Consider the following 25,772-nt stretch of genomic DNA (forward strand, 5'->3'; position numbering starts at 1 on the left):
GATTCCAATGGGGAGCCTTTCTAATGTTTTTTATCTTTGGAGGGCTCTTTTTACTTTTATTTGGACGAATACTCTTCATTCAAGTAACAGGCGAGGTTGAGGGGGAAGTACTTTCTTCGCTTGCTGAAGCTAAATATGCGCGCCAATCGATACTTACGGCAGATCGCGGTACTATTGTTGATCGGAATGGCGATTTAATAGCATCTGATACTTTAAGTTACAAGCTAGTTGCCGTATTGGATGATAGTTTAAGTGATGCAAAGAAGACTAGACATGTGGATGATCCAGAAAAAACTGCTGAAATACTCGAACAGTATCTACCGCTTGATAAGGCGGAAATACTTGAACGGTTAACGAGAAGTGAACAACAAATAAAGGATAACCAAAAAAAACAAGTAGAGTTTGGCAAGGCAGGCCGAGATATTAACCATGAAGTTGCTAAAAAGATTGAAGATATGAAGCTGCCTGGAATTCTGTTCATAGAAGATAAAAAGAGATTATATCCGAATGGTGTATTTGCGTCGTATTTAGTAGGATTTGCATCGCGTGTCGACCACGATGATGGTACGGTCTCTACTGAAGGTAAGATGGGACTTGAAAAAACGTTCAATAAGGAACTGACCGGGACTGACGGTAAAGTTAATTTCCAAGCAGATAAATTTGGATGGTTGCTTCCTAAAACTGAACAAGCAATTACACCTGCTCAAGATGGCTATGATATTCAATTAACAATTGATAAAACCATTCAAAACTTTGTTGAAGATTCGATGAAAGAAGTTGAAAAAGAGTATTCACCTAAAAAGATGCTAGCGGTAGTAGCAGATCCAAAAACAGGCGCAATTTTGGCTATGAGTCAACGACCTGCTTTTCATCCGGGGACCCGAGAAGGGTTAACTGCGAACTGGTTGAATGAAGCGCTTGAAAATACAATTGAACCCGGTTCAACAATGAAAATGTTCACGCTTGCCACAGCAATCGAAGAAAAGAAATGGGAACCAAATGCTTATTATAAATCAGGTCAATATACACTTCATGATCGAACCATTCGAGATGTAAACAGGAATGGTTGGGGAACGATAACATTCCTTGAAGGTTTCCAGCGTTCTTCAAACGTGTCCATTGCATACTTACGTGAACGAATGGGTGATGAAGCATTTCTTAAGAAAATTAAGGAATTCGGATTTGGTCAAAAAACAGGAATAAATTTGCCGAACGAAGCAGCGGGCGTTCTATTGGATAAAAATCCAATAGAACGCTTAACGACAGCATATGGTCAAGGTTCTACAGTAACACCAATGCAAATGATACAAGCAACAACTGCAATTGCCAACGAAGGCAAAATGATGAAACCATATGTAATTGATAAAATTACAAATCCAAATAATAATAAAGTAGTAGAACATGAAGGACCTGTAGAAAAAGGTCAGCCTATTTCAAAAGAAACAGCTTTAAAAGTGAAAGAAGTACTTGCTTCAACTGTTACTTCTGAGTTTGGAACAGCTAGAAACTTTGCCCTTGATGGCTATACGATTGCAGGAAAAACAGGTACGGCCCAAATACCAAAATCTAATGGCCAGTATTACGCTGGAGATGGCAATTATTTGTACTCCTTTATGGCAATGGCGCCGGTTGAAGACCCGCAGTTGATTGTATATATACTTGTGCAACAACCGAAATTAAAAGCGGGAGAATACGGTTCAGAGCCAGTTGCCAAAATATTTAAACCTGTAATGGAAAGTAGTTTGAAATACTTGAATATCGTTCCAATTGGAGAAGAAATAATTGAAGCGAAAACTTTAGGTGACTACACAAATATGGAGGCTGAAAAAGCCATTGAGGAACTTAAGCAACAAGGATACAAAGGGGTTATTATTGGAAATGGTGGAAAAATATCTGTACAGAATCCAGAAAAAGGTGCAAAGCTAAGTGAAGGTTCAGTGGTAATATTAAAAACAGTTGGAGAAACCTCACTTCCAGACTTTACCGGGTGGTCGAAAAAAACAATACTTTCATTTAAAATGTTATCGGGGCTAGACATACGTATTAACGGTGACGGTTATGTAACTAGTCAAAGTCTTTCAGTAGGTACGGTGCCTACAGTTGATGAGCCGATTGTTATTCAATTACAGCAGCCATCAGAGATTTATAAACCAGATGAAGCCGAAGTGGAAGAAATGATTGTAGGCGGCTAGAGTAATAGGAAGAGACATTACCTCATAAGTTAGTATAAAAATGTGAGGTGTGTCTGCGTTGAAAACAATTATAGAGTTACAGTCTAAAAAGAGGCTGCGTATAGTATTTATCATCTTTCTCATTTTTCTTGGTATGTTATTGTTCAAGCTATTTCACGTGCAAATAATTAAACATGAATTATTAACAGATCGTGCTGAAGAAAATTGGGATATCGAAATACCATTTGGCGGCATGCGAGGATCAATCGTCGATAGAAATGGAGGACTTATTGCTGGAAGTAGACTGGCACCGACTTTATACTTTATGCCTGCACAAAATAAAGAAGTAAAAAGTGTTGCAAGTGTACTGGCGGGTATATTAAAGACGGATGCTTCTGCACTAGAAGATAAGTTATCTAAAAAAACGTATATGATTAAGATTGCGCCTGAAGGAAAAAATATTACAAAAGAACAAGCGGATGAAATATCAAAATTACAAATAGAAGGACTCTACACAGGTGTTGACTATGTTAGAGAATATCCGAATAAAGAATTACTTTCGAGATTGCTAGGCTTTACGGGATATGATGGTCAAGGTTTAGCTGGTATAGAATATGCTTATGATGAATTTTTGCAGGGAACAGGGGACAAAATACGTCTCTTTACAGATGCAAAGGGTGTACCGCTTCCACACGTCGATGATGGTTTTAAAACCGGTAATAAGGGAGCGTCTGTTGAATTAACTATTGATATTGATGTGCAAAAAGTTGTTGAACGTGAATTACTCCAAGCGATGGAAAAATATGATGCGACACAAGCACTTGCGGTGGTTATGAATCCTAAAACGGGGGAACTGCTATCACTTGCTTCCGTTCCTACATTTGATCCTGAGAACTATCAAGACGTCGATCAAAGTATTTATAATCGGAACTTACCGGTTTGGATGACATTTGAACCTGGCTCGACATTTAAGATTCTGACACTCGCTGCGGGTCTAGAAGAACAAGTAATTGATCTACATAAGGATCAATTCTATGACCCAGGCTACGTAATGGTAGCTAACGCTAGGCTACGTTGTTGGAAAAGGGAAGGGCATAAGCAACAAACATTTTTAAATGTCGTTGAAAACTCCTGTAACCCAGGTTTCGTTGAAATCGGGCAGCGATTAGGCGCTAAGAAATTAAATAAATATATTCATGATTTTGGTTTTGGACAGTCAACGGAATCGGGTATTGCTGGGGAGTCGAAAGGGATTCTTTTCTCAGAAGAGAAATTTGGACCTGTTGAACAAGCTACAACTGCTTTTGGGCAAGGGATTTCAGTTACACCAATACAACAGGTGCAGGCAGTTGCCGCTGCAATAAATGGCGGGAAACTTTATAAACCTTATATCGTCAAAAATATTATAGATGATCAGGGGAATAAACTTCGTTCGTTTAAACCGGAACTAAAAAAGCAAGTTATCAGTGAAGAGGCTTCAAGTCAGGTTAGGGAAGCATTAGAGTCGGTTGTTGCAAACGGTTCAGGACGTAATGCTTTCACCGATGGCCTTCGAGTAGGTGGGAAAACCGGTACAGCGCAAAAAGTAGTAGACGGTAAGTACAAAGATGGAGATTATATTGTTTCATTTATTGGATTTGCTCCCGCAGACGATCCAGAACTACTCGTTTACGTAGCGATTGACAGTCCTAAAAACTCAGTCCAGTTCGGTGGCGTTATTGCAGCCCCAATTGTAGGACGCATAATTGAAGAAGTTGCCCCACTTGTTGGAATTGAAAGTAGGGAAGGTCAAATCGAAAAAGAGTATAGGTGGGGTGACCCCCTTACACATCGAGTGCCTGATCTTACTGGCATGACTAAGGACCAAATACGCAATCAATTATTTACTTATCAAGTCGAATGGCATGGCGATGGGGATATAGTAAAGCATCAGCTTCCAGCGATTGATACGTTAATTACAATTGAGGACGTAATCCATGTATATTCAGAATAATAAACAAAGCAAAGTCTGAGGCAAAGGATCGCTTCAGAAGATAGAGGGAGAAAAAGCTATGACACTTATTAGCACATTGATGGCAATTGCAATCTCATTCATTATTTCGATAATGTCGGGATTCATTATCCTACCAATTCTAAAAAGAATGAAGTTTGGGCAAAGCATACGAGAGGAAGGCCCAAAAACGCACCAGAAAAAAGCAGGTACACCGACAATGGGTGGACTAATTTTTATTGTTTCAATTATTATTTCTACATTTTTACTGTCCATTATTAATGGCGATGGTGTTTTAACGACGCAAACAATTGTACTTCTATTAGTTTTTGTCGGTTTTGGTATTATCGGATTTTTAGATGATTTTATCATCGTCGTTCTAAAAAGGAATTTAGGGTTAACGTCTCTACAAAAGTTAATCGGACAAATCATTGTTGCGATTGCAGCGTTTTTCCTATTAAAGATGGGACCATTTGATACAACAATTTCAATTCCTTTTATAGATATACAGTTTGACCTAGGTATTTTCTATGTCGCATTCTTGATTTTTTGGCTTGTCGGTTTTTCAAATGCAGTAAATATAACTGACGGGTTAGATGGTTTGGTTGCAGGAACTTCATCGATTGCTTTTTGTACTTTCGGTATTTTTGCATTAAGGTATGGACAGTTAGATATTGCGATGTTCGCTTTTATCGTCACAGGTTCCATGCTCGGATTTCTGTTGTTCAATATGAAACCTGCTAAAACTTTCATGGGAGATACAGGGTCATTAGCGCTTGGTGGGGCACTTGCGATGATTTCAGTATTAATTAAGCAAGAAGTCCTGTTATTGTTCATTGGATTTGTTTATGTTGTTGAAACTTTGTCTGTCATTATTCAAGTAATTAGTTTTAAGTTGACAGGGAAACGTGTTTTCAAAATGAGTCCCATTCATCATCATTTTGAATTATCTGGTTGGTCAGAATGGAAAGTCGTATTAGTTTTCTGGGGAATCGCATTTCTAGCAGCGATAATTCCTGTACTAGTGGAGGTGATGTAAGTGAAAAACGTTGAACAGTTCAATGGTAAAAAAATTCTTGTTCTAGGCCTTGCTAAAAGTGGCTATGCTGCTGCGAAATTGCTTCATTCTTTTGGAGCTGATGTAACGGTTAATGATGGGGCTCCTGAAGCGGGAAATGAACTGGTTGTGAAACTTCGTTCAGAGGGTATTCGCGTAGTATGCGGTAGTCATCCAACAGAAATCTTGGAGGAGGGCTTCACACTTGTAGTTAAAAATCCTGGTATTCCCTATAGCAATATTGTTGTGAAACGAGCTCTTGAAAAAGGAATCCCCGTTTGGACGGAAATTGAACTTACCTATAGAATAAGTGAAGCACCAATTATTGGAATTACAGGTTCTAATGGTAAAACGACAACGACGACATTGCTATACCATATGCTTAGTATTGGAGGTAAAAACCCACTAATTGCAGGTAATATAGGGACAGTCGCTTGCACCGTTGCCGAGGTAGCGACGGTTGATGATGTGATTGTTCTGGAAGCCTCATCATTTCAGCTTATGGGTGTTGAAACATTTCGTCCCAAGATTGCAATACTAACGAATTTATATGATTCCCACTTAGATTATCATGGATCATCTGAAGAGTATATGAAAGCAAAGTCAGAGATCACGAATAAACAGTTGGAAGATGACTTTTTTATTTATAATGCCGATCAGGAAGAAATCCTTGCAATTGCATCTAATTCGCGTGCTATAAGAGTTCCTTTCTCAATAAATGGCATGAAAAAAGTTGGAATATCGGCGGATGAAGATAAAATTTATTGGAACGGCGAACCTTTTGCAAATCGATCCGTTATTAAACTACCAGGACAACATAATCTTGAAAACATTTTATCAGCAACCGCTGCAGCGATTCTTTTAGGATGCGACAAAGAAACCATAGAAAATGTTTTGAGTTCCTTTACTGGTGTTCGTCATCGAATGCAGTTTGTAAAAGAATTAGGTGGTAAAAAGTTTTATAATGATTCGAAAGCTACAAATACACGTGCAACGAAAAGTGCGCTTGCCGCATTCGATGCTCCGATAATACTTTTAGCTGGCGGTCTGGATAGAGGACATTCTTTTGAAGAGTTAAGACCATTCATGAGCAATGTGAAGGCGGTAATTACACTTGGTGAAACACAGACGAAGGTTGGAGAATTTGCTTTATCATCCGGCGTAAAAAAAGTTGTTCACGCCAAGACGATGGAAGATGCTGTAGCACTTGCACACTCACTATCAGAAAAAGGAGATATTGTTCTATTATCTCCTGCATGTGCAAGTTGGGATCAGTATGAAAGTTTTGAAGTGAGAGGCGATGCGTTCATCAGTTCTGTATTGTCGCTCCAATCGTAAGTATAAAATTACGGAAGGATGCGTCCACTGGAAAGGAAATTGAATGTCGCTTTTATCGTTTCGGCAATTGCGCTATCTTGCATTGGTATAGCGTTTGTTCATTCGGCTGGTTCTTACTGGGGAGCAGTACGTTATGCGGATTCCTCCCCTTTTATTGTTAAACAAGCCGTTTACATGGCAATATCAATTGGTGCTGCTTTTATCATTATGAAAAGCCGACTAACATCGAGTCCTAAGATGTGGAAATATATTTATATATTCTCTATTCTTGCATTAATTGCGGTAAAAATCCCTGGTATAGGTGCTGTTAGAAACGGATCACAAAGTTGGATTGTATTTGGACCATTAAGTCTTCAACCAGCTGAATTTGCTAAAGTTGCCTTAATAGGTTATTTAGCATTCGTTCTCAGTACAGCTAAAACAAAGAAAAGAATCTTTAATTTAAAGCATCTAGGATTGATTCTCTTACCATCTGGATTAATTATGTTGCAACCGGATTTAGGATCAACTGTTATTTTAATGTTCGCAGCATTTGTTGTGTTGTTTTTAGCAGGTTATTCAATGCGCTTTTTCACGTTAATCGGGGCTGCGGCTCTTGCTGCATTTATAGGACTCATCGCAGTTGCCCCGTATAGATTAGACCGAATAAAGTCGTATATTGATCCTTGGAACGATCCCTTAGGTACTGGCTTCCAAAGTATTCAATCATTATTTGCTATTGCACCTGGTGGATTATTTGGACACGGGTATGGGAATAGCCGTCAGAAATATTTATATTTACCAGAACCACAAAATGATTTTATCTTCTCAATTATTGCAGAAGAGACGGGTTTTATGGGGGCTGCCATTGTAATTAGCTTATTCGCAATATTGCTCATCGCGACATTTGGAATAGCGATAAGAACCGAAGGGCGTGCTCAGTTTCTAATGGTTTCGGGTATGGGATCGATGATTATCTTTCAAACATTTCTAAATATAGGTGTTGTATCTGGATTGTTACCTGTAACTGGTGTAACTTTACCGTTCATAAGTTATGGGGGTTCGTCATTACTGACGACCTGGATGGCAGCGGGTGTAATTATGCACTTTATGACTAGAAGGTCAACATAGTTGAAAGGAGGAGCAATATGAAGAAAGTTATCGATATTGAAGAACGAGTTCCGGCGATGCGCGAACGCAGGCGACGTAAGACCAATCGGAAGTTTATTTTTATCCTAGCAGTCTTTGTAATTGCTCTCCTCTTAATCTTGTATTTTCAGTCACCGCTTAGTCAAATTAATAAAGTGATTGTTGAAGGTTCTTCGCTTCACGATGACCAGTTTTATATAGAAGAAAGTGGTTTAAATGCCGATACCTCTTTATGGGGATTTTCTACGAATGACATTAGCGAAGCAGTTCAAAAGGTTGAAGGAGTCCAGAGTGTCAAAGTAAATAGGAAATGGATGCAAGATGTATTAATTGATATTAAAGAGTGGAAATCGGTGGCTTATATTGAAGAACGGGGACAATATAGTTTGTTATTAGCTAACGGGGAGATATTTTTTGCAGAGGAACTAATACTTGATAAAGAAGTACCGATTTTAAACGGTTTCACAAATGTCGAGGATAGAAAGCAGCTGACTGCCCAACTTAAGAAAATGGACAAGGATGTATATCCACTGATTTCTGAAATTATTTGGAAGGGTACAAAAAAGAACCCTGATAATATAACAGTGTTTATGGATGACGGATTTGAAGTGCGGGCGATCGTGTCAACATTTGCTGAGAAAATGGACTTTTATCCAGAAATCACAGCGCAGTTGCAAGGATTTGAAAAGGGTATAATTGATATGGAAGTTGGTACTTTTTTTACACCTTTTAGTAAACTATATAATCCTAATGAGGAGGATGTTGAAATTGTCGGAGAAGATGAGTGATGAGTACAGGAAAAAAGGGAAAAGTATTCTTTTTTCAATTGTCTTTATCGTTCTTGGATTTATGCTTGCATTTTCTTATAAAACCCTTGGGAAAAATAATGAGGATGATAATATACATTCTTCTGTTTTCGCAAACGAAGAAAAGTATCGTGAAGAATTGATTGATCAAAAAGAACGCAATAAGGAGCTTTCCGATGAAATCGGCACCAAGCAGGAAGGTATTCGTGAATACGAACGTTCCTTTTCGAGCGGTGAAGATGATTATGCTGATTTAGTAGAAGAAGCTAAAAATCTTCGCTTGCTGCTTGGTGTAGTTCCAGCCGTTGGTTCCGGCGTAAAAGTGACCCTTAAAGATGCCGAATATGACCCGGTCGTACAGAATCCCAATGAATACATTGTTCATGAAAGTCATATTTTTCGAGTGGTGAATGAACTTAGAATTTCAGGTGCTCAAGGATTAGCTATAAACGGTCAACGGATAACAGCCAATTCTTATATACAATGTACAGGTCCAGTAATTACTGTAGATGGCCGTACATTTCCAGAACCATTTGTTATAGAGGCAATTGGAGATTCAGACGTACTAATGGCTGCCATGTATTTAAAAGGTGGCGTAATTGACGGATTAACACATGATAATATTATTGTTACAACTGAACAAATTAAAGATCTGCGATTAGCAGCTCTTGGAGAAGAGAGTTAAACATGAGGGGTGGTTAAAATTCGAAATAAAATCAAGTTTTCTGTTGTATTACTATTTATCGGGTTTCTTGCAGCTCTGCAATACAATTCAATGCAAGAACCAAAAGAACGCGACACACGGGATATATGGGCAATTCGTAAGGAGCTTGCTACGGAAAAGAAACTTCATTCGGAATTGCTGACTGAAGTAAGAGGACTTGATAAAACAATTCATACATATGAATCGTTAAAAGATGAAAATGCGGGTATAGCATTAACTGAAACGGTAGGGAAACTTTACGACCAAGCCGGGATGGCGGATATTGATGGGCCTGGCTTAACTATAGAAGTACGGCCATCAGCTGAAAGTATTGCATTCGGTACTTCAATTACAAGTATATCTCCTGAACTTCTCACCCGATTTGTTAACGAGCTGAATCGAATGAAGGGACACTCACTTGAGATCGACGGGAAGCGATATACAATGCTTAGTTCCATACGTGATATTAATGGTAAAACCTCGGTTAACAAATTGAGTATATCAACGCCACCGTTCAAAATAAAAATCATTACTAAAACGATATCTGACAGCGAAAAATTATACTCAACGCTAATGGCTTCTCCAATTCAAGATGATTTTTATCTAGATAATTTGATTTTAGATATTGGAAAACCAGAATTAGACGTAAAAATACGTGGTTGGGAAGAACAATATGAACATGTTTATTTACGTGAATTACCGAAAGGAGAATGATCATGTGGCTGCCATTACTTGGACTGATACTAGGAGTAACACTCGGTTTATTATCTGATATCCAAATACCCCAAGTTTATGGCAACTATTTATCGATAGCTGTACTTGCTGCACTTGATACTCTTTTCGGCGGTATCAGGGCGCATCTACAACAGATATACGATGATAAAGTATTTGTAAGTGGTTTCTTTTTTAATATCGCACTTGCTGCTGGCCTCGCTTTTTTAGGCGTACATCTGGGGATAGATTTATATCTTGCAGCTGTCTTTGCTTTTGGGGTAAGACTATTTCAAAATATAGCTGTTATTCGCAGAATTATTCTTGCTAAATGGATAGAGCGAAGTAAAATATCTGAAACTAATGATGCGGGTTGAAAGGAAATAAATGAGAGATGTCGAAAAAATTTAGACAATATGCTTATAATGCAATAGAATGGAAGATAAGAGTTGTATTGGGAGGTGCCAAGAGTTGAACCAATCAGAATTATACGTTTCACTAGATATAGGATCTTCTTCAGTAAAAGTTTTAATAGGTGAAGTAGATGGTGAATCATTACATGTAATCGGCGTAGGTAATGTTCAATCGGCAGGAATTCGCAAGGGTACAATTATCGATATAGATGCAACAGTCGAAAGTATCCAGAAAGCTGTTGATCAAGCCGAAAGAATGACTGGAATGAAAATTCATGAAGTTATACTCGGTATACCTGCTAATGGCGTGCATCTTCAAGATGTCAAGGGAGTAGTCGCTGTCAATTCGGAAAATCGTGAAATTACAGATGATGATTTAGACCGTGTTATGAAATCTGCACAGGTAATGTCTGTACCACCTGAAAGAGAAATTGTGAACATTATTCCAAAACAATTTATAGTCGATGATTACGGCGAAATTAAAGATCCACGTGGTATGATAGGTGTGCGTCTAGAAATGGACGGTACATTGATTACAACATCTAAGACAATTGTTCATAATATACTAAGATGTGTTGAGCGAGCTGGTTTATCAATTAGAGAAATATATTTACAACCGCTTGCTGCTGGAACTTTTGCCCTTTCTGAAGATGAAAAGAATCATGGAACAGCTTTCATCGATATCGGTGGTGGTTCTACGACCGTATCCATATTCGGTGATGATCTTTTTATGGCAACTAGTGTAATACCAGTTGGTGGTGATCATGTTACAAAAGATTTATCAATCATTCTAAAAACACCAACAGAGCAAGCAAGGAAAATAAAACACCAGCATGGACATGCATTTTATGATGATGCATCAGATGATGAACTTTTCGAAGTCCCTGTAATTGGTGCTGATTCAAAGGATCAATACAGCCAAAGATATATATCCGAAATTATCGGTGTTAGGTTGGAGGAACTTTTCGATCTAGTTCTAGAAGAGTTATACAAGATGGGTATTCGTGATTTACCTGGTGGTGTCGTGTTAACGGGTGGTATTACAAAAATGGACGGAGTACTGCAGCTTGCAAGACATGTTCTTAAAACGAGAGTGCGCGTTCACACACCAGAATATATCGGTGTTCGAGAACCGATGTATTCGACCGCTGTAGGGTTAATTAAATATGCACATATGCACGAAGCTTTTTTCGGTCTTACAACCGAGGAAACCCCAGTTTCCTCAGTTTCTGCAAGTACAGAATCGCCGGTAAGTAAGAATAGAAAACAAGATACAAATAGACCGGGTTTCTTTGTTAAAGCAAAAAAAGTGTTCGACAACTTTTTCGAATAAATAAATATTTTTATCCAATATGGATGAGTGAGACTAGGAGGAGAGCCGATGCTAGAATTTGATACAAATGTCGATGCACTTGCGGTTATTAAAGTGATTGGCGTAGGTGGCGGGGGAAATAATGCAGTAAACCGAATGATTGAACACGGTGTTGAGGGTGTAGAGTTCATTGCAGTCAACACAGATGCACAAGCACTTAATCTTTCATCTGCTGAAGTTAAATTACAAATAGGTAATAAACTAACAAGAGGTCTTGGTGCTGGCGCAAATCCAGAAGTCGGTAAAAAAGCTGCCGAGGAAAGTAAAGAACAAATTGAAGAAGCATTACGCGGTTCTGACATGGTTTTCGTTACTGCTGGTATGGGTGGAGGTACTGGTACTGGTGCCGCTCCTGTAATTGCCCAAATCGCAAAAGATCTTGGTGCACTAACAGTAGGCGTTGTTACTCGTCCTTTCACATTTGAAGGTCGTAAGCGTCAAACCCAGGCAATTGGTGGCATTACAGCTATGAAAGAATCAGTTGATACGCTTATCGTCATTCCAAATGACAAGCTATTAGAAATTGTTGATAAAAATACACCGATGCTAGAGGCGTTCCGCGAAGCGGATAATGTTCTTCGTCAAGGTGTACAAGGTATATCAGATTTGATTGCTGTACCAGGTCTAATAAACTTAGATTTTGCAGATGTTAAAACAATCATGTCCAACAAAGGATCTGCGCTTATGGGAATCGGCGTATCAACGGGTGAAAACCGCGCGGCTGAGGCTGCCAAAAAAGCGATTTCAAGTCCATTACTTGAAACGTCAATTGATGGTGCAAAAGGTGTATTAATGAATATTACAGGTGGCTCTAATTTGAGTCTCTTTGAGGTTCAGGAAGCGGCAGATATTGTGGCTTCAGCATCTGATGAAGACGTTAATATGATTTTTGGTTCTGTTATTAATGATAATTTAAAAGACGAAATTATTGTTACTGTTATTGCGACAGGGTTTACTGAAGAACAAATTAGTCCACCACGTTCGACAAGAGGCTTTGGTGGTTCCGCTAGACCACAAGCGCAAGCAGTTCGTGAGCCGCAACAACCTGAGCGTTCAAGAGAACCGCGACGCAGCGAGCAGGAACAGTTTACACAACCTGAACCAGAGCCAGTTCGTTCACAACAACAAAGTGGACAAGCGGATGACGGTCTTGATATACCAACATTTTTGCGTAATCGACAACGTCGTAAGTAAAAGTCTCGTAAATTAAATAAAATAGAAAAACCTTCACCTTTTATGGTGGAGGTTTTTTTTCTGTTATATCAAATTATTGATGCACTGCGCTATTAGTAAATTTCTCATTTGGATAGTTAACTTTTTACATCTTTGATAAATTGTCGAACTTTTTCGGGTAATACATTACCTGTTCCGACAAACATCGCAAAGCTTGCGTGCTATTGTTACAGATATACAGGGAGGGCGGTCTATGTATGGTGAACTAATTATCACGTTAAATATGGTGTTCAACTATGCAGTGCTTTCATTTGCGAATAAAGTAGGGAATATCCAATCAAAAAAAGGACGTCTTATTCTGGCTTCTTTTATTGGAGCTGTTCCCGTAACTATTTTCCCCTCATCTGTTATAGCTATTTTCATTTCCTTTTTGTTTATGACAATATGTGCTTTTGGAAAATCAGTTGACACTTGGAAGAAGTCCGCAACGATTGTACTAATTGGTGCTGTATTTGCAGGAGGATTGTTAACAGCATTTCAATATCAGGTTGATAACTTTGACCGTTCAGTATCAATTTTGATATCCGCAGTTATAACTTATGCCTCCCTTTATTTTATGCGTAAGAAATGGCTAGACGTACGAATTTCAAAAAGAGTTTCTGCAATGAATGCAGAATCAATCCTTAGTATTTGGGGGAAAGAAGTTTCGGTAAATGTTTTTGTTGATACTGGTAATAACTGTACAGAACCATTGTCGGATGCGCCTGTTCATTTTATTTCAATGAAAGTGCTAGAGGCTATTATCCCGAATGAATTAAAAGGACCGTTATTTTCGTGGGATCCTCTTAAACCGGGAAAGTTGACTGAGTTTCCAACTGCATTTATGAAGGATATCCGACTCATCAAAATACTAACCGTACAAGGCAATTCTTGGGCAATTGGGTTTAAGTTCGATAAATGGATAATTGATGGCGGTTCTGCATTAGAGAAAGGTTATATCGTGTTAACGAAAGAAGATCAGCGTTATCCAGAAAATGCTGGGGCAATATTACATGTATCAGCCATGGAGACGGTAAACGAAGAAAGGGGAACTGTTCATGTTGCATGAAGCAAAGAGATGGTTATCGATAATCAAGTCATTTTTTAAACGAAAAAAAGCTACTTATTATATTGGAGGACGTGGATCTCTTCCAAAGCCATTAACACGTGAAGAAGAAGCAGTTGCAATTAGAGCATTCATGGAAGGGGATATGGATGCGCGGGATACATTGATTGAAAAAAATCTGCGACTTGTCGTCTATATTGCGCGTCGTTTTGATAATACAAATACACATATTGAAGATCTGATTAGTATTGGTGCAATCGGTCTTATTAAAGCGATCGAAACTTTCAAAGTAGATAAAAATATTAAATTGGCAACTTATGCATCACGTTGTATTGAGAATGAAATACTTATGCATTTAAGAAAAACAAATAGAACAAAATCAGAGATTTCATTTGATGAACCACTAAATTCTGATGCGGATGGTAACGAGCTATTGTTGTCGGATATAATGGGCACTGACGCACATATTATAATTGATGACGTAGAAAGAACTATTGAACGACAAGATATGATAGAGGCAATTCGAACACTAGATGATAGGGAAAGGTATATTATGGCAACACGTTTTGGTTTGACTGGGAAAGTTGAAATGACTCAAAAAGAAGTCGCTGAACTATTAGGGATTTCACAGTCTTATATCTCTCGACTTGAAAAGAAAATTATTACCGAATTGCGTGATCGCCTAAATCATCCAATTGCATAATGGTTGAAATTGGAGCACTTTTATTCTGCATATTTCACTCCGCTGTGGATAGACTATTTTTACAGTCACCTATAGAATGTGGAGGAAAAATAAATGGTACGTACACGAGTTGAAATATGCGGAATTGATACGTCTCAACTGCCTTTACTAACGAATGAAGTCATGACAGAAACATTTATTCGATTACAAAGTGGAGATGAATCAGCAAGGGAAGAACTTGTTATAGGCAATTTACGTTTAGTTCTTAGTCTCGTTCAACGCTTTATTTACCGAGGTGAACCTGCTGATGATCTATTTCAAGTAGGATGTATTGGGCTATTAAAATCAATTGATAACTTTGACTTGAAACATAAGGTTCGTTTTTCAACTTACGCAGTACCTATGATTGTTGGTGAGATTAAACGACATCTCAGGGATCATCAAGCAATTAGGGTATCTAGATCTCTACGTGATACGGCTTATCAAGCTATGAGAGCTAGAGAAGCTTTTATTAATGAACATCAAACAGATCCAAGGTTATCAGATTTAGCTGAGATTACAGGCATACCTGCTGATGATATACTGTATGCGTTGGATGCGATTCAGGATCCGATGTCCCTACACGAACCGATGAATTCGGGGGATGGTGATCCTGTCTATTTGATGGATCAGCTGCAAGATAAAACGGTGTCTGAGGAACGTTGGTTAACGTATGTATCTGTAAAAGAAACGGTTGCGAATATGGATGAGCGACAACAAACAATTCTTTCAAAAAGGTTTTTCTTAGGACAGACACAAACTGAAATCGCAAAAGAATTAGGCATCTCACAAGCACAAATTTCCAGACTTGAAAAGAGTGCTGTACGTGTCATTAGGGATGGAATGGAACAAGAAAAATAAGGTGTGGAAACGTGGTGCGAAATTTGCATTGCGTTTTTTGGCTTTGTATAGCATATATATGAATAAAGGAGTGACGAGATGAGGTTCTCAGAAATTCAGAAAAAAGAGGTAATTGATGGAACGAAAGGTTCTTTTCTTGGATTTGTTTCTGATGCTACGATTGATATCGAGAAAGGAACTGTTGAAGCTTTGCATATAAGTGATGGCGATCGTGGTTACTTTTTTGATTCCAAACAGAATGAACCTAAAAAAATAACGCTTAAAGATATTACGATTATTGGTAAAGATATTGTACTTGTCGGAAAGAAAAATGAGAATAAGTGACAATACATTGATAAGTCGGCATTTGCTTGTTACAATAGAGAGAAAGATATATGAAAAGTAGTGATTAGAATGAGCAAATTACAACAACGTATACAGAAAATCGAACAAGATATCCAAAACACTTGTGATTTAGTAGGGCGAGAACGTTCCGAAATTACAGTTGTCGCTGTTACAAAGGATGTTTCAGCTACACTGACAAAAGATGTACTAGATGCTGGAATGATTAATTTAGCTGAAAATCGTTCGGAAAATCTTGTCCTCAAGCAAGAAGCATTAAAGAGATCAGATGCTGATTGGCACTTTATTGGTAATATTCAAAGTAGAAAAGTACGTGATATAGTCAGTAATTTAAGCTTTTTGCATTCATTAAGCACGGAAAGTATTGCTAAGGAAATTCAAAAGCGTGTTTCTAAACCACTTAACTGCTTTGTACAAGTAAATGTATCTGGTGAAGCATCTAAATCAGGTGTAACACCTGATGAGCTCGAATCTTTTATTGAACAATTAGCTGTTTATGATAAAGTCCGTATTGTGGGACTCATGACAATGGCCCCTAATACGGACGATACTAATTTAATCCGTAAGGTTTTTTGTGAGATGAGAATACTACGCGATAGTATCGCCTCAAAAGACATACCTAATGCACCCTGTACTGAACTATCTATGGGGATGTCGAATGATTACTTAATTGCAATTGAAGAAGGTGCTACTTATTTGAGAATTGGAACTGCACTAGTTGGAGCAGAAAGCGAGGCCTAACAAATGAGTATAAAGAGTAAATTCCAAAACTGGTTTTATCTTGACGAAGAGGAAGAAGAAGAAGTAGTTCCACAGAAAAAAAAGCTTGAAGAAGAGCGTCCTGCAAATAATCAAATTAGGCAGACGAGAAAAAAACGAGCTCATTATCAGCAACCGACTGGAGAAGACCAGCAATCTGCAAAAGTTGTTAGTTTGCAAAGTATTCAAAAGTCTTCAAAAGTTATTCTTGTTGAGCCAAGGGTTTATGCAGAAGCACAAGATATAGCTGAGCATTTAAAGAATAAGCGAGCTGTAGTCGTTAATTTGCAAAGAATTGATCGAGATCAAGGACTTCGTATTGTTGATTTTTTAAGTGGGACAGTCTATGCGCTTGAAGGGGACATTCAGCGAATCGGGTCAGACATATTTCTCTGTGTACCGGAAAATATAGAAGTTGCTGGTGCAATTACCGATTATATTGGACAATAGAAACTGAATGAGGTGTAGGTAGACAATGATTCAAATATTATTTTTAATAAAAGACTTACTAATGAATGCAATCGGGATATACCAAATACTTCTTGTTATATATATCCTTATGTCTTGGGTACCGTCAACTCGTGAAACAAGATTTGGCATATTATTGGGAAGAATTATAGAACCGTATCTTGCAATATTTAGAAAGTTCATACCGCCACTAGGCATGATTGATATATCTCCAATTATTGCGATTTTTGCATTGCGTTATATTGGAAGAGGTATAGAACAAATAATATTAATGATTATCAACTCCTTACTTTAAGTGAGGAGTTTTATTTAAGGAGTAGGAAGTAATGGAATCCATCATGCAGCATTTTAGAAAAGACGAACAGCCTTATATTGAAACGGTTATTGGTTGGATAAGAGAAGTTGAGAATACTTATTCGCCTAAGTTAACTGATTTTCTTGATCCGAGACAGCGCTTTATTTTAGCGTCACTTACAGGTGATACTGATTTGTTGGTTGATGCGAACGGAGCTTTTTCTGATGTGGAACGTATGAGGGTGCTTATATATCCCGATTATTATGTACCGGAACTCGTGGATTTTGGCGTGACTGTGTTTAGTGTGAAGTATGCAACTAAATTTATCACGCTGGAGCATAAGGATATTCTTGGGTCGCTAATGTCACTTGGCCTAGATCGTTCAAAGTTCGGTGATATTAGAATTGCAGAAGAGGAAGTTCAATTTGCTGCTGCCACTGAATTAAAAGATTATATAAAATTTAATTTTACGGAAGTTGGCAAGGCGAAAGTGTCAGTTTCTGAAGTGACCCTATTAGATGAATTAGTCACATCCCAAGAGTTGTGGGTCGAGACATTACAAGTAGTAGGTTCTATGCGTCTGGATGCCGTTGTTGCTTCTCTCCTTAATATTTCTAGACAAAAAGCAGTTTCGATAATACAAAGCGATAAAGTTCGTGTTAATTGGACGACTCAAAATCTATCGACATTCGAGTTATATGAATTAGACATCTTATCAATTAGAGGTTCAGGTCGTTTTAAAATCCTGACAATTGAGGGAAGAACGCGTAAAGATCGAATACGCCTACTAACAGGAAAACTTGAGTGACTTTAGACTTAAATTTATTCCGAATGTATTGAAAATTGATGTCATCATCTGCATCTATCTGTATAATGAATATAATAAGTAATAGGGGGATGCATAAATGGCTTTATCACCGATGGATATACATAACAAAGAATTTAAAAACTCGTTTCGTGGCTATGATCAAGATGAAGTAAATGAATTTTTAGAACAATTAATGAAAGATTTCGAAAATGTCCTTGCCGAAAATAAAGTTTTAGAAAAAGATTTACAGCAATCAAAAGAGCAAGTATCTCATTTTAATAGAATTGAAGAAACGCTTCAAAAATCAATTCTAATTGCGACAGAGGCAGCAGAAGATGTTCGTCGGAATTCCATGAAAGAATCCAAGCTGATTGTGAAGGAAGCCGAGAAGAATGCTGACCGAATTGTAAATGAAGCATTGACGCGCGCACGGAGAATTTCCGTTGAAATTGAGGATTTAAAGAAACAATCAAAAGTGTTCCGTAATCGTTTCAAGATGCTTATAGAAGCTCAACTAGATTTAGTTCAAGCAGATGACTGGGATACATTACTTGAGTATGACATAGACGCGGAGCAATTAAATATGGTCGCTCAGGAGCGAAGTTAAAGATTATTATATGAGCTTTTTGAGTAATCTAGAAAATAGGATTAAATCAAAACTAAGCGTGTATAAAGTTTTCTAACTGGTTATACTGATTTGAGGGAGTAAATTCTGAAGATTGTTGTACTATACTTGACTGTATAGTGCTAAGTAATTATAATTATGTGCATATACATTACTAATAAAAATGTCTAAAAGCGTTGAAAGAGATAGTAACTTCCATATTTACGTCAAGCGAATTGGGGATGGTGAGAGCCCGATCATTAAAATGGAACTGAAAATCACTCTGGAGCTTGAAAGCGGAAGTTTCGCAATCACGGTTACACCTCCGTTATGGTGTCTGAGCGGTAACTAAATTTTTAGTTACAAGTTAGGGTGGTAACGCGAGCATAATCCTCGTCCCTTTTATAGGGGCGGGGATTTTTTATTTATTCCGCATTAGCGGGCCAAAAATTCAGCAAAATATAGTTTATTTTGCTCTAATGCCCAAATAGTTAAACTGACAATTAGTAGGGATGAAGGAAACCCACACTGATTGATGATTAACTTTATTAAGAGGAGGATTTATTGATGGAATATAAAGACACATTACTAATGCCGAAAACAGATTTCCCAATGCGAGGGAATTTACCGAATAAAGAGCCGGAAATACAAGCGAAATGGGAAGAAATGAATATTTACAATAAAGTTCAGGAAAGAACAAAAGACCGCCCATTTTTTGTTTTACATGATGGCCCTCCTTATGCAAATGGAGATCTTCATATGGGGCATGCATTGAACAAAGTATTGAAAGATATGATAGTACGTCATAAATCAATGACTGGTTTCCATGCACCGTACGTACCAGGTTGGGATACACACGGTCTTCCAATTGAACAGGCACTTGTTAATAAAGGGGTAAAGCGTAAAGATTATTCAATTGCTGAATTCCGTAAGCTTTGTGAAGATTATGCATACGAACAAGTCAATGGCCAAAGAACACAATTCAAGCGTATTGGTGTACGTGGAGATTGGGATAATCCATATATTACATTGACACCTAATTACGAAGCACGTCAAATTCAAGTATTTGGTGAAATGGCGAAAAAAGGTTATATCTATAAAGGACTTAGACCGGTTTATTGGTCACCTTCAAGTGAATCTGCACTTGCTGAAGCGGAAATCGAATACCATGATAAAAAATCAGCGTCAATTTACGTTAGTTTTGCTGTTAAAGACGGCCTTGGTGTTGTAGAAGAAGGGGTCAAAATTTTAATTTGGACGACTACACCTTGGACAATCCCAGCAAATCTAGGAATTACAGTACATCCAGAGTTTAACTATGTAGTTGTTAAAGTTGGAGAAGATAAGTTCCTCGTAGCACAAGATTTACTTTCATTTGTTGCAGAAGAACTTGCATGGGAAAATTATTCTATTGAACAAGAACTAAAAGGTGTCTCACTTGATCGCGTTATCGCGAAGCATCCTCTATATAACCGTGATTCACTCGTTATGCTTGGTGAACATGTAACTACAGATGCTGGTACTGGCTGTGTTCATACTGCACCTGGTCATGGTGAAGATGATTTCTACGTCTCACGTTCATATGGCATTGATGCATTATGTCCGGTAGATGATCAAGGTAAAATGACAGATGAAGCACCCGGTTTTGAAGGTATGTTTTATGAGGATGCGAATAAAGCTGTTGGTGAGGCACTTGAAAAAGTAGGTGCACTTGAAAAGTTATCATTTATTACGCACTCATATCCACATGATTGGCGTACTAAAAAGCCGGTCATTTACCGTGCAACGGCACAGTGGTTTGCTTCAATTGAAACGTTCCGTGATGAATTACTAGGAGCAATTAAAGAGACTAAATTCACTCCGTCGTGGGGAGAGACACGTCTTTATAATATGGTTCGTGACCGCGGTGATTGGTGTATTTCACGTCAACGTGTTTGGGGCGTTCCAATTCCAGTATTTTATGCAGAGAACGGCGATTCTATTATTACAGATGAAACAATTGCGCATGTCTCGGATTTATTCCGCGAGCATGGTTCAAATATTTGGTTTGAAAGAGAAGCGAATGAATTGCTTCCTGAAGGCTTTACACATGCAGGTAGCCCAAATGGTTTGTTTACGAAAGAGACGGATATTATGGATGTATGGTTTGACTCGGGTTCATCTCACCAAGCAGTACTTGATGAGCGTGATGACCTTGTTTATCCAGCAGATTTATATCTTGAAGGATCAGACCAATACCGCGGATGGTTTAACTCATCGTTAACAACAAGTGTAGCGATTAATGGACATGCGCCTTATAAGGGAGTATTAAGCCACGGTTTTGCACTTGATGGAAATGGTCGCAAAATGAGTAAATCACTTGGTAATGTTATTGTTCCTGCTAAGGTAATGAATATGTTTGGTGCTGAAATTTTACGTCTTTGGGTATCTTCTGTTGATTACACAGCAGATGTAAAAGTGTCTGATTCAAACTTTAAGCAAGTATCAGAAGTATATCGTAAAATTCGTAATACATTCCGTTTCCTCCACGGCAATACGTCTGATTTTAATCCTACAACGGACAGTATTGAATTCTCGGCGCTTCGCCCAGTAGATCAGTATGTCTATGTGAAGCTTCAAGATTTGATTCAAGAAGTGCGCACGTCATATGAAAAATATGAATTTGCCGGCGTTTATCATGCAGTGAATAATTTCTGTACAGGTGTTTTGAGTTCTTTCTACTTAGATGTTGCAAAAGATGTTGTCTATATTGAGAACAAAGAGCACCAGCATCGCCGTGCAATGCAGACGGTCATGTACGAAACATTAGTAACGTTAGTGAAAGTATTAGCGCCGATTTTACCGCATACAGCTGATGAAATGTGGTCGCATCTTGAGCATGTTTCCGAAGAAAGTGTTCAACTAACAGATATGTCAGAAGCACAAGACTTCGGTATGGAAGCAGCTGGACTTCGCGAACGTTTTGCTACGCTTATGCTTATTCGTGACGATGTGTTGAAAGCTTTGGAAGTTGCAAGAAGTGAAAAAGGAATTGGTAAATCACTCGAAGCCAAAGTGACAATATTTGTTCCTGCCGAATTAAAAGATGTATTCAAAGCTGCTGATGTTGACTATGCCCAGTTCTTTATCATATCGAAATTTGAAGTGGGTAATGAAGATGAAGCACCTGAAGGAGCACTTAAAATTGATACGGTTACTGTCCTTGTTGAAAAAGCAGATGGAGAAAAGTGCGAACGTTGCTGGACAATATCTGAAACAGTCGGTACAGACGAAACACATCCTGAAATTTGTGCCAGATGTGCGGATGTTGTAAAGAATCACTATTCATAACTAAAAAAGTGATATAATAATGAAGCAGTTGTGGCAGCCTGTCTAGAAGGAATGCTACAGCTGCTTCTTCTCTTATCGTTTGAAGAGATTTGAATTAGTTAAACGGGGGTTGTGAAATTGTTTATTTATTATGCGATAGCGGCGGTTGTTGTTTTACTTGATCAATTAACCAAATGGCTCGTTGTAAAAAATATGCAACTTGGTGAAGAAATTAGCATAATAGATCCTTATATAGCGTTATTTTCGCATCGTAATAGAGGCGCAGCATGGGGTATGTTAGAAGGACAGATGTGGTTGTTTTATATTGTGACGATTGTCGTTATAGGTGGTATTATCTACTATTTCCACAAAGAGGCAAAAGGACTTCCGGTTTTTGGCGTTAGTTTAATGCTTCTACTAGGAGGAGCAATTGGGAATTTTATTGACCGAATCGTTAATGGAGAAGTAGTAGATTTTATTTCGGTACTTATACCAGTCGTAAATTATAATTTTCCTATTTTTAATATCGCAGACGCTGCACTAACAGTCGGGGTCGTAACACTCATCATTCATATACTTCTGGATGAAACAAAGAATAAGCAAAAGAAAAAGGTGTTGTAAATGACGAAGCAATTCATCGAAATTACAGAGGAAAACGAAGGAAGTCGTATTGATAAGGTAATCGCTGATACGCGTGCTGGTTTATCTCGTACTCAAATTCAAATGTGGGTAAAAGAAGGAAATATTCTAGTTGGCGAGAAAGTCGTTAAACCAAATTATCGTGTAAAAATTGGCGACATAGTGTCTGTTGAGGAACCTGAATTAGAGGAACTTAATATTGAAAGTGAAAATCTGAACTTAGACATTGTTTATGAGGATTCAGATGTCCTTGTTGTTAATAAACCTCGTGGTATGGTTGTTCATCCTGCTAAGTCCCATGCAAGCGGAACACTAGTTAATGGACTCATGTATCACTGTAAAGATTTGTCTGGTATAAATGGTATACTTAGACCTGGTATCGTTCATCGTACGGACAAAGATACATCAGGACTGTTGATTGTAGCTAAAAATGACAAAGCACATGTTGGGCTTGTCGACCAGCTCGTTGCAAGATCTGTGAAGCGCGTTTATTTAGCATTAGTTCACGGACATATTCCACATGATAACGGTACAATTGATGCACCAATTGGACGTGATCAACGAGATCGTCAAAGTATGACTGTTACCGATAAAGGGAAACAGGCAATCACGCATTTTAAAGTAGTGGAACGTTTTGGGAACTATACACTCGTTGAATGTACCCTTGAAACGGGCCGTACACATCAAATTCGTGTTCATATGAAATACATTGGTTTTCCACTTGTAGGTGATCCAAAGTATGGAATAAAAGAAACAATTGATTTTGGTGGGCAAGTTCTACACGCTGGAACTCTTGGTTTCGTGCATCCTGAAACAGGTGAAAATGTTGAATTTACAAGACAGCCTCCGGCAGATTTTGAGGAGCTTCTAGACAGCCTTCGGAATAATGTTGACAAAATAGAAGAGTAGACTGTATAATTACTAAAGAATTGAATAGCGATACCTTTAAAATCAGTCCAGAGAGGCTGGGAAGGTTGCTCGGAAAGTACAAGGAAATGCTGCGCGCATTTTACTGTACAAATTTTCTGCAAGTATACCCTCCCGCCATTATGGCAGGAGGGTTTTTTTAATGGAAAAAAACCTTCACTCAACTTTTACAGACTGCAAATACAGAGAAAAGGAGGAGATTTGATTGGTGGAAAAAGTAAGCATACTTGATGAACAAGCAATTGATCGTGTATTAACGAGGATTGCTCATGAAATCATTGAACGTAATAAAGGGATTGAAGATTGTATTTTAGTAGGTATTAAAACACGAGGGGCTTTTCTAGCCAAGAGGCTCGCTAAAAAGATTGCAATAATCGAAGGTAAAGAAATTCGAACAGGAGAACTTGATATTACATTATATCGGGACGACTTGTTAAGAAAGGCAGATCATACCGAGCCCCGTGTACACCAAGTAGATATAGCACATGATGTTAGAGAGTCTAAAGTAATTTTAGTTGATGATGTTTTGTATACAGGTAGAACTGTAAGAGCCGCAATGGACGCTGTTATGGATTTAGGAAGACCTGCTCAAATTCAATTAGCAGTTCTTGTTGATAGAGGTCATCGTGAACTTCCAATACGGCCAGACTTTGTAGGGAAAAACATCCCGACTTCAAGCGGAGAAAAAGTTGTCGTCAATGTTCTTGAAACAGACGGTCAAGATATCGTTTCGATTCATACGAAATAAAATTAGTCATTCAGGAGGATCATTAAATGAGCGATAAAGTATTAGACGTACATGAGAAGCCTACTCCAGGTAAATGGCTAACGCTAAGTTTACAGCATATGTTTGCAATGTTTGGTGCAACGATTCTCGTACCTCAACTTGTTGGCTTAAGTCCAGCAATTGCTTTACTAACAAGTGGGATAGCAACAATCATCTTTATTGTCGTAACACGTGGACAAGTTCCTGCATACCTTGGATCTTCATTTGCTTTTATTTTACCAATTACAGTAGCAACTAAGACTGGTGGCGTTGGTAGTGCAATGATAGGAAGTATGTTCGTTGCGCTCGTTTATGCGATTGTGTCGCTCATCATTTGGAAAACAGGGTATAAATGGATTATGAAACTATTACCGCCAATCGTCGTAGGTCCAGTTATTATGGTTATCGGTTTAGCCATTGCGCCAATTGCAGTAAATATGGCGAGCACGATAAAAGTTGGCGATGATGATGTATATAATTTACTTCATTTTTCAGCCGCACTCGTTACTTTGGCTTCAGCCATTATTTGCTTAATGTTTTTCAAAGGAATTATTAGTTTAATGCCAATATTAATCGGCATCACTATCGGATATATCTACTCAGCATTTATTAAAATTATAGACTTTAGTGCAGTTGCAGAAGCAAAAGTGTTTGAAATACCTAAAATGCTTATACCTGGTATCGATTACGACTTTGTTATTACGCCAACACTGCTTCTAATAATGGTACCTATTGCAATCGTTACAATATCAGAACATATTGGACATCAACTCGTTTTAGGAAGAATTGTTGAAAGAGACTACATAAAAGAACCCGGACTTCATCGCTCATTGTTAGGAGATGGACTTGGAACACTAATCAGTGGATTAATCGGAGGCCCACCGAAAACGACTTACGGTGAAAATATTGGTGTACTTGCTATCACACGTGTATATAGTGTGTATGTAATTATGGGTGCTGCCGTATTCGCAATCGTTTTCTCATTTATGGGTAAAGTCATGGCACTCATTGCGACAATACCTGGTGCAGTGTTAGGTGGTATCTCAATCCTGTTGTTTGGGATTATCGCTTCATCTGGTCTTAGGATGCTCATCGATCACAAAGTAGACTTTGGCAATCAACGCAACCTTGTTATAGCATCAGTTATCTTGGTCGTCGGAATTGGTGGCGCGACAATAAAGTTCAGTGACACGTTTGAAATTGGTGGTATGGCGTTAGCTGCAATTGTAGGGGTATTACTAAATCTACTACTTCCAGGAAAAGCTGAAGAACAATTAACGGATGAAACGGAATAAATTGACATAAA

At 38.2% G+C, this 25,772-nt stretch carries 25 protein-coding genes and 1 other annotated feature; all 25 genes read left to right on the top strand.

What is annotated here, in order from left to right; translation table 11 throughout:
* Window positions 1-23 precede the first annotated feature (23 nt).
* The 25 genes from AC3RV6_RS04435 to AC3RV6_RS04555 all read left to right on the top strand — a co-directional run bounded on the left by AC3RV6_RS04435 (window position 24) and on the right by AC3RV6_RS04555 (window position 25,761).
* Window positions 24-2,192 carry a penicillin-binding protein gene (locus tag AC3RV6_RS04435; RefSeq protein ID WP_489748251.1) on the top strand — a complete coding sequence of 723 codons (2,169 nt, stop codon included), beginning with the start codon at window positions 24-26 and terminating at the stop codon, window positions 2,190-2,192.
* A 58-nt stretch (window positions 2,193-2,250) separates the two neighbouring features.
* Window positions 2,251-4,164: a peptidoglycan D,D-transpeptidase FtsI family protein gene (locus AC3RV6_RS04440; RefSeq protein WP_489748252.1), complete on the top strand. Its 1,914-nt coding sequence runs from the start codon at window positions 2,251-2,253 to the stop codon at window positions 4,162-4,164.
* 58 nt (window positions 4,165-4,222) lie between these two features.
* Entirely contained in the window at window positions 4,223-5,200 is a 978-nt protein-coding gene (mraY, locus tag AC3RV6_RS04445) for a phospho-N-acetylmuramoyl-pentapeptide-transferase (RefSeq protein ID WP_489748253.1), read from the top strand.
* The gene (gene murD, locus AC3RV6_RS04450) at window positions 5,201-6,556 is read left to right on the top strand and encodes a UDP-N-acetylmuramoyl-L-alanine--D-glutamate ligase (RefSeq protein WP_489748254.1); all 1,356 of its coding nucleotides are present in this window, start codon (window positions 5,201-5,203) and stop codon (window positions 6,554-6,556) included.
* Between the two features lie 18 nt (window positions 6,557-6,574).
* On the top strand, window positions 6,575-7,666 hold the full coding sequence (gene ftsW, locus AC3RV6_RS04455) for a putative lipid II flippase FtsW (protein WP_489748255.1): 1,092 nt from the start codon (window positions 6,575-6,577) through the stop codon (window positions 7,664-7,666).
* 17 nt (window positions 7,667-7,683) lie between these two features.
* On the top strand, window positions 7,684-8,472 hold the full coding sequence (locus AC3RV6_RS04460; protein WP_489748256.1) for a cell division protein FtsQ/DivIB: 789 nt from the start codon (window positions 7,684-7,686) through the stop codon (window positions 8,470-8,472).
* Window positions 8,444-9,175, top strand: a complete 732-nt coding sequence (locus tag AC3RV6_RS04465; protein WP_489748257.1) for a DUF881 domain-containing protein — start codon at window positions 8,444-8,446, stop codon at window positions 9,173-9,175. The genes AC3RV6_RS04460 and AC3RV6_RS04465 overlap by 29 nt, the downstream gene beginning before the upstream one ends.
* A gap of 9 nt (window positions 9,176-9,184) precedes the next feature.
* Window positions 9,185-9,907, top strand: a complete 723-nt coding sequence (locus AC3RV6_RS04470) for a DUF881 domain-containing protein (RefSeq protein WP_489748258.1) — start codon at window positions 9,185-9,187, stop codon at window positions 9,905-9,907.
* A 2-nt stretch (window positions 9,908-9,909) separates the two neighbouring features.
* Window positions 9,910-10,281 carry a small basic family protein gene (locus AC3RV6_RS04475; RefSeq protein ID WP_489748259.1) on the top strand — a complete coding sequence of 124 codons (372 nt, stop codon included), beginning with the start codon at window positions 9,910-9,912 and terminating at the stop codon, window positions 10,279-10,281.
* Between the two features lie 94 nt (window positions 10,282-10,375).
* Window positions 10,376-11,650, top strand: coding sequence for a cell division protein FtsA (gene ftsA / locus AC3RV6_RS04480; RefSeq protein WP_489748260.1), 1,275 nt, complete (start codon window positions 10,376-10,378; stop codon window positions 11,648-11,650).
* A gap of 48 nt (window positions 11,651-11,698) precedes the next feature.
* Window positions 11,699-12,883, top strand: coding sequence for a cell division protein FtsZ (gene ftsZ / locus AC3RV6_RS04485; protein WP_489748261.1), 1,185 nt, complete (start codon window positions 11,699-11,701; stop codon window positions 12,881-12,883).
* A gap of 232 nt (window positions 12,884-13,115) precedes the next feature.
* Window positions 13,116-13,970, top strand: a complete 855-nt coding sequence (locus AC3RV6_RS04490; RefSeq protein ID WP_489748262.1) for a sigma-E processing peptidase SpoIIGA — start codon at window positions 13,116-13,118, stop codon at window positions 13,968-13,970.
* A complete protein-coding gene (sigE, locus tag AC3RV6_RS04495; protein WP_489748263.1) occupies window positions 13,960-14,670 on the top strand; it encodes an RNA polymerase sporulation sigma factor SigE in 711 nt (236 codons plus the stop codon). The genes AC3RV6_RS04490 and sigE overlap by 11 nt, the downstream gene beginning before the upstream one ends.
* A gap of 93 nt (window positions 14,671-14,763) precedes the next feature.
* Entirely contained in the window at window positions 14,764-15,549 is a 786-nt protein-coding gene (gene sigG, locus AC3RV6_RS04500; RefSeq protein WP_489748264.1) for an RNA polymerase sporulation sigma factor SigG, read from the top strand.
* A gap of 78 nt (window positions 15,550-15,627) precedes the next feature.
* Complete coding sequence (locus AC3RV6_RS04505) at window positions 15,628-15,873, top strand: PRC-barrel domain-containing protein (protein WP_489748265.1); 246 nt, start codon at window positions 15,628-15,630, stop codon at window positions 15,871-15,873.
* A gap of 69 nt (window positions 15,874-15,942) precedes the next feature.
* On the top strand, window positions 15,943-16,632 hold the full coding sequence (locus AC3RV6_RS04510) for a YggS family pyridoxal phosphate-dependent enzyme (protein WP_489748266.1): 690 nt from the start codon (window positions 15,943-15,945) through the stop codon (window positions 16,630-16,632).
* A 3-nt stretch (window positions 16,633-16,635) separates the two neighbouring features.
* Entirely contained in the window at window positions 16,636-17,100 is a 465-nt protein-coding gene (locus AC3RV6_RS04515; RefSeq protein ID WP_489748267.1) for a cell division protein SepF, read from the top strand.
* A gap of 25 nt (window positions 17,101-17,125) precedes the next feature.
* The gene (locus AC3RV6_RS04520; protein ID WP_489748268.1) at window positions 17,126-17,413 is read left to right on the top strand and encodes a YggT family protein; all 288 of its coding nucleotides are present in this window, start codon (window positions 17,126-17,128) and stop codon (window positions 17,411-17,413) included.
* Window positions 17,414-17,444: 31 nt separating this feature from the next.
* The gene (locus AC3RV6_RS04525) at window positions 17,445-18,221 is read left to right on the top strand and encodes a YlmH family RNA-binding protein (RefSeq protein ID WP_489748269.1); all 777 of its coding nucleotides are present in this window, start codon (window positions 17,445-17,447) and stop codon (window positions 18,219-18,221) included.
* Window positions 18,222-18,318: 97 nt separating this feature from the next.
* Window positions 18,319-18,828 carry a DivIVA domain-containing protein gene (locus AC3RV6_RS04530; RefSeq protein ID WP_489748270.1) on the top strand — a complete coding sequence of 170 codons (510 nt, stop codon included), beginning with the start codon at window positions 18,319-18,321 and terminating at the stop codon, window positions 18,826-18,828.
* 185 nt (window positions 18,829-19,013) lie between these two features.
* Window positions 19,014-19,229 (top strand) — a binding site (T-box leader).
* 163 nt (window positions 19,230-19,392) lie between these two features.
* Window positions 19,393-22,155 (top strand): isoleucine--tRNA ligase, encoded by a 2,763-nt coding sequence (gene ileS / locus AC3RV6_RS04535; protein WP_489748271.1) that lies wholly within the window; start codon window positions 19,393-19,395, stop codon window positions 22,153-22,155.
* 117 nt (window positions 22,156-22,272) lie between these two features.
* Window positions 22,273-22,755: a signal peptidase II gene (gene lspA / locus AC3RV6_RS04540; protein WP_489748272.1), complete on the top strand. Its 483-nt coding sequence runs from the start codon at window positions 22,273-22,275 to the stop codon at window positions 22,753-22,755.
* Window positions 22,756-23,682 (top strand): RluA family pseudouridine synthase, encoded by a 927-nt coding sequence (locus AC3RV6_RS04545; protein WP_489748273.1) that lies wholly within the window; start codon window positions 22,756-22,758, stop codon window positions 23,680-23,682. It abuts the gene before it with no gap.
* Window positions 23,683-23,908: 226 nt separating this feature from the next.
* Window positions 23,909-24,448 carry a bifunctional pyr operon transcriptional regulator/uracil phosphoribosyltransferase PyrR gene (gene pyrR / locus AC3RV6_RS04550; protein ID WP_489749187.1) on the top strand — a complete coding sequence of 180 codons (540 nt, stop codon included), beginning with the start codon at window positions 23,909-23,911 and terminating at the stop codon, window positions 24,446-24,448.
* A 26-nt stretch (window positions 24,449-24,474) separates the two neighbouring features.
* Complete coding sequence (locus AC3RV6_RS04555; RefSeq protein ID WP_489748274.1) at window positions 24,475-25,761, top strand: uracil-xanthine permease family protein; 1,287 nt, start codon at window positions 24,475-24,477, stop codon at window positions 25,759-25,761.
* Window positions 25,762-25,772: the final 11 nt, after the last annotated feature.

The organism is Sporosarcina sp. So3-204, from assembly GCF_058068165.1.

Excerpts from the sequence above, each read along its gene's own strand:
- AC3RV6_RS04520 (WP_489748268.1), top strand. The coding sequence starts at position 17,126 with ATGATTCAAATATTATTTTTAATAAAAGACTTACTAATGAATGCAATC.
- AC3RV6_RS04555 (WP_489748274.1), top strand. The coding sequence starts at position 24,475 with ATGAGCGATAAAGTATTAGACGTACATGAGAAGCCTACTCCAGGTAAA.
- ftsZ (WP_489748261.1), top strand. The coding sequence starts at position 11,699 with ATGCTAGAATTTGATACAAATGTCGATGCACTTGCGGTTATTAAAGTG.
- AC3RV6_RS04545 (WP_489748273.1), top strand. The coding sequence starts at position 22,756 with ATGACGAAGCAATTCATCGAAATTACAGAGGAAAACGAAGGAAGTCGT.
- sigG (WP_489748264.1), top strand. The coding sequence starts at position 14,764 with ATGGTACGTACACGAGTTGAAATATGCGGAATTGATACGTCTCAACTG.
- AC3RV6_RS04465 (WP_489748257.1), top strand. The coding sequence starts at position 8,444 with ATGTTGAAATTGTCGGAGAAGATGAGTGATGAGTACAGGAAAAAAGGG.
- ileS (WP_489748271.1), top strand. The coding sequence starts at position 19,393 with ATGGAATATAAAGACACATTACTAATGCCGAAAACAGATTTCCCAATG.
- ftsW (WP_489748255.1), top strand. The coding sequence starts at position 6,575 with ATGCGTCCACTGGAAAGGAAATTGAATGTCGCTTTTATCGTTTCGGCA.
- AC3RV6_RS04510 (WP_489748266.1), top strand. The coding sequence starts at position 15,943 with ATGAGCAAATTACAACAACGTATACAGAAAATCGAACAAGATATCCAA.
- sigE (WP_489748263.1), top strand. The coding sequence starts at position 13,960 with ATGTTGCATGAAGCAAAGAGATGGTTATCGATAATCAAGTCATTTTTT.
- AC3RV6_RS04490 (WP_489748262.1), top strand. The coding sequence starts at position 13,116 with ATGTATGGTGAACTAATTATCACGTTAAATATGGTGTTCAACTATGCA.
- AC3RV6_RS04525 (WP_489748269.1), top strand. The coding sequence starts at position 17,445 with ATGGAATCCATCATGCAGCATTTTAGAAAAGACGAACAGCCTTATATT.
- AC3RV6_RS04460 (WP_489748256.1), top strand. The coding sequence starts at position 7,684 with ATGAAGAAAGTTATCGATATTGAAGAACGAGTTCCGGCGATGCGCGAA.
- AC3RV6_RS04505 (WP_489748265.1), top strand. The coding sequence starts at position 15,628 with ATGAGGTTCTCAGAAATTCAGAAAAAAGAGGTAATTGATGGAACGAAA.
- AC3RV6_RS04530 (WP_489748270.1), top strand. The coding sequence starts at position 18,319 with ATGGCTTTATCACCGATGGATATACATAACAAAGAATTTAAAAACTCG.
- AC3RV6_RS04515 (WP_489748267.1), top strand. The coding sequence starts at position 16,636 with ATGAGTATAAAGAGTAAATTCCAAAACTGGTTTTATCTTGACGAAGAG.
- AC3RV6_RS04435 (WP_489748251.1), top strand. The coding sequence starts at position 24 with ATGTTTTTTATCTTTGGAGGGCTCTTTTTACTTTTATTTGGACGAATA.
- AC3RV6_RS04475 (WP_489748259.1), top strand. The coding sequence starts at position 9,910 with ATGTGGCTGCCATTACTTGGACTGATACTAGGAGTAACACTCGGTTTA.
- mraY (WP_489748253.1), top strand. The coding sequence starts at position 4,223 with ATGACACTTATTAGCACATTGATGGCAATTGCAATCTCATTCATTATT.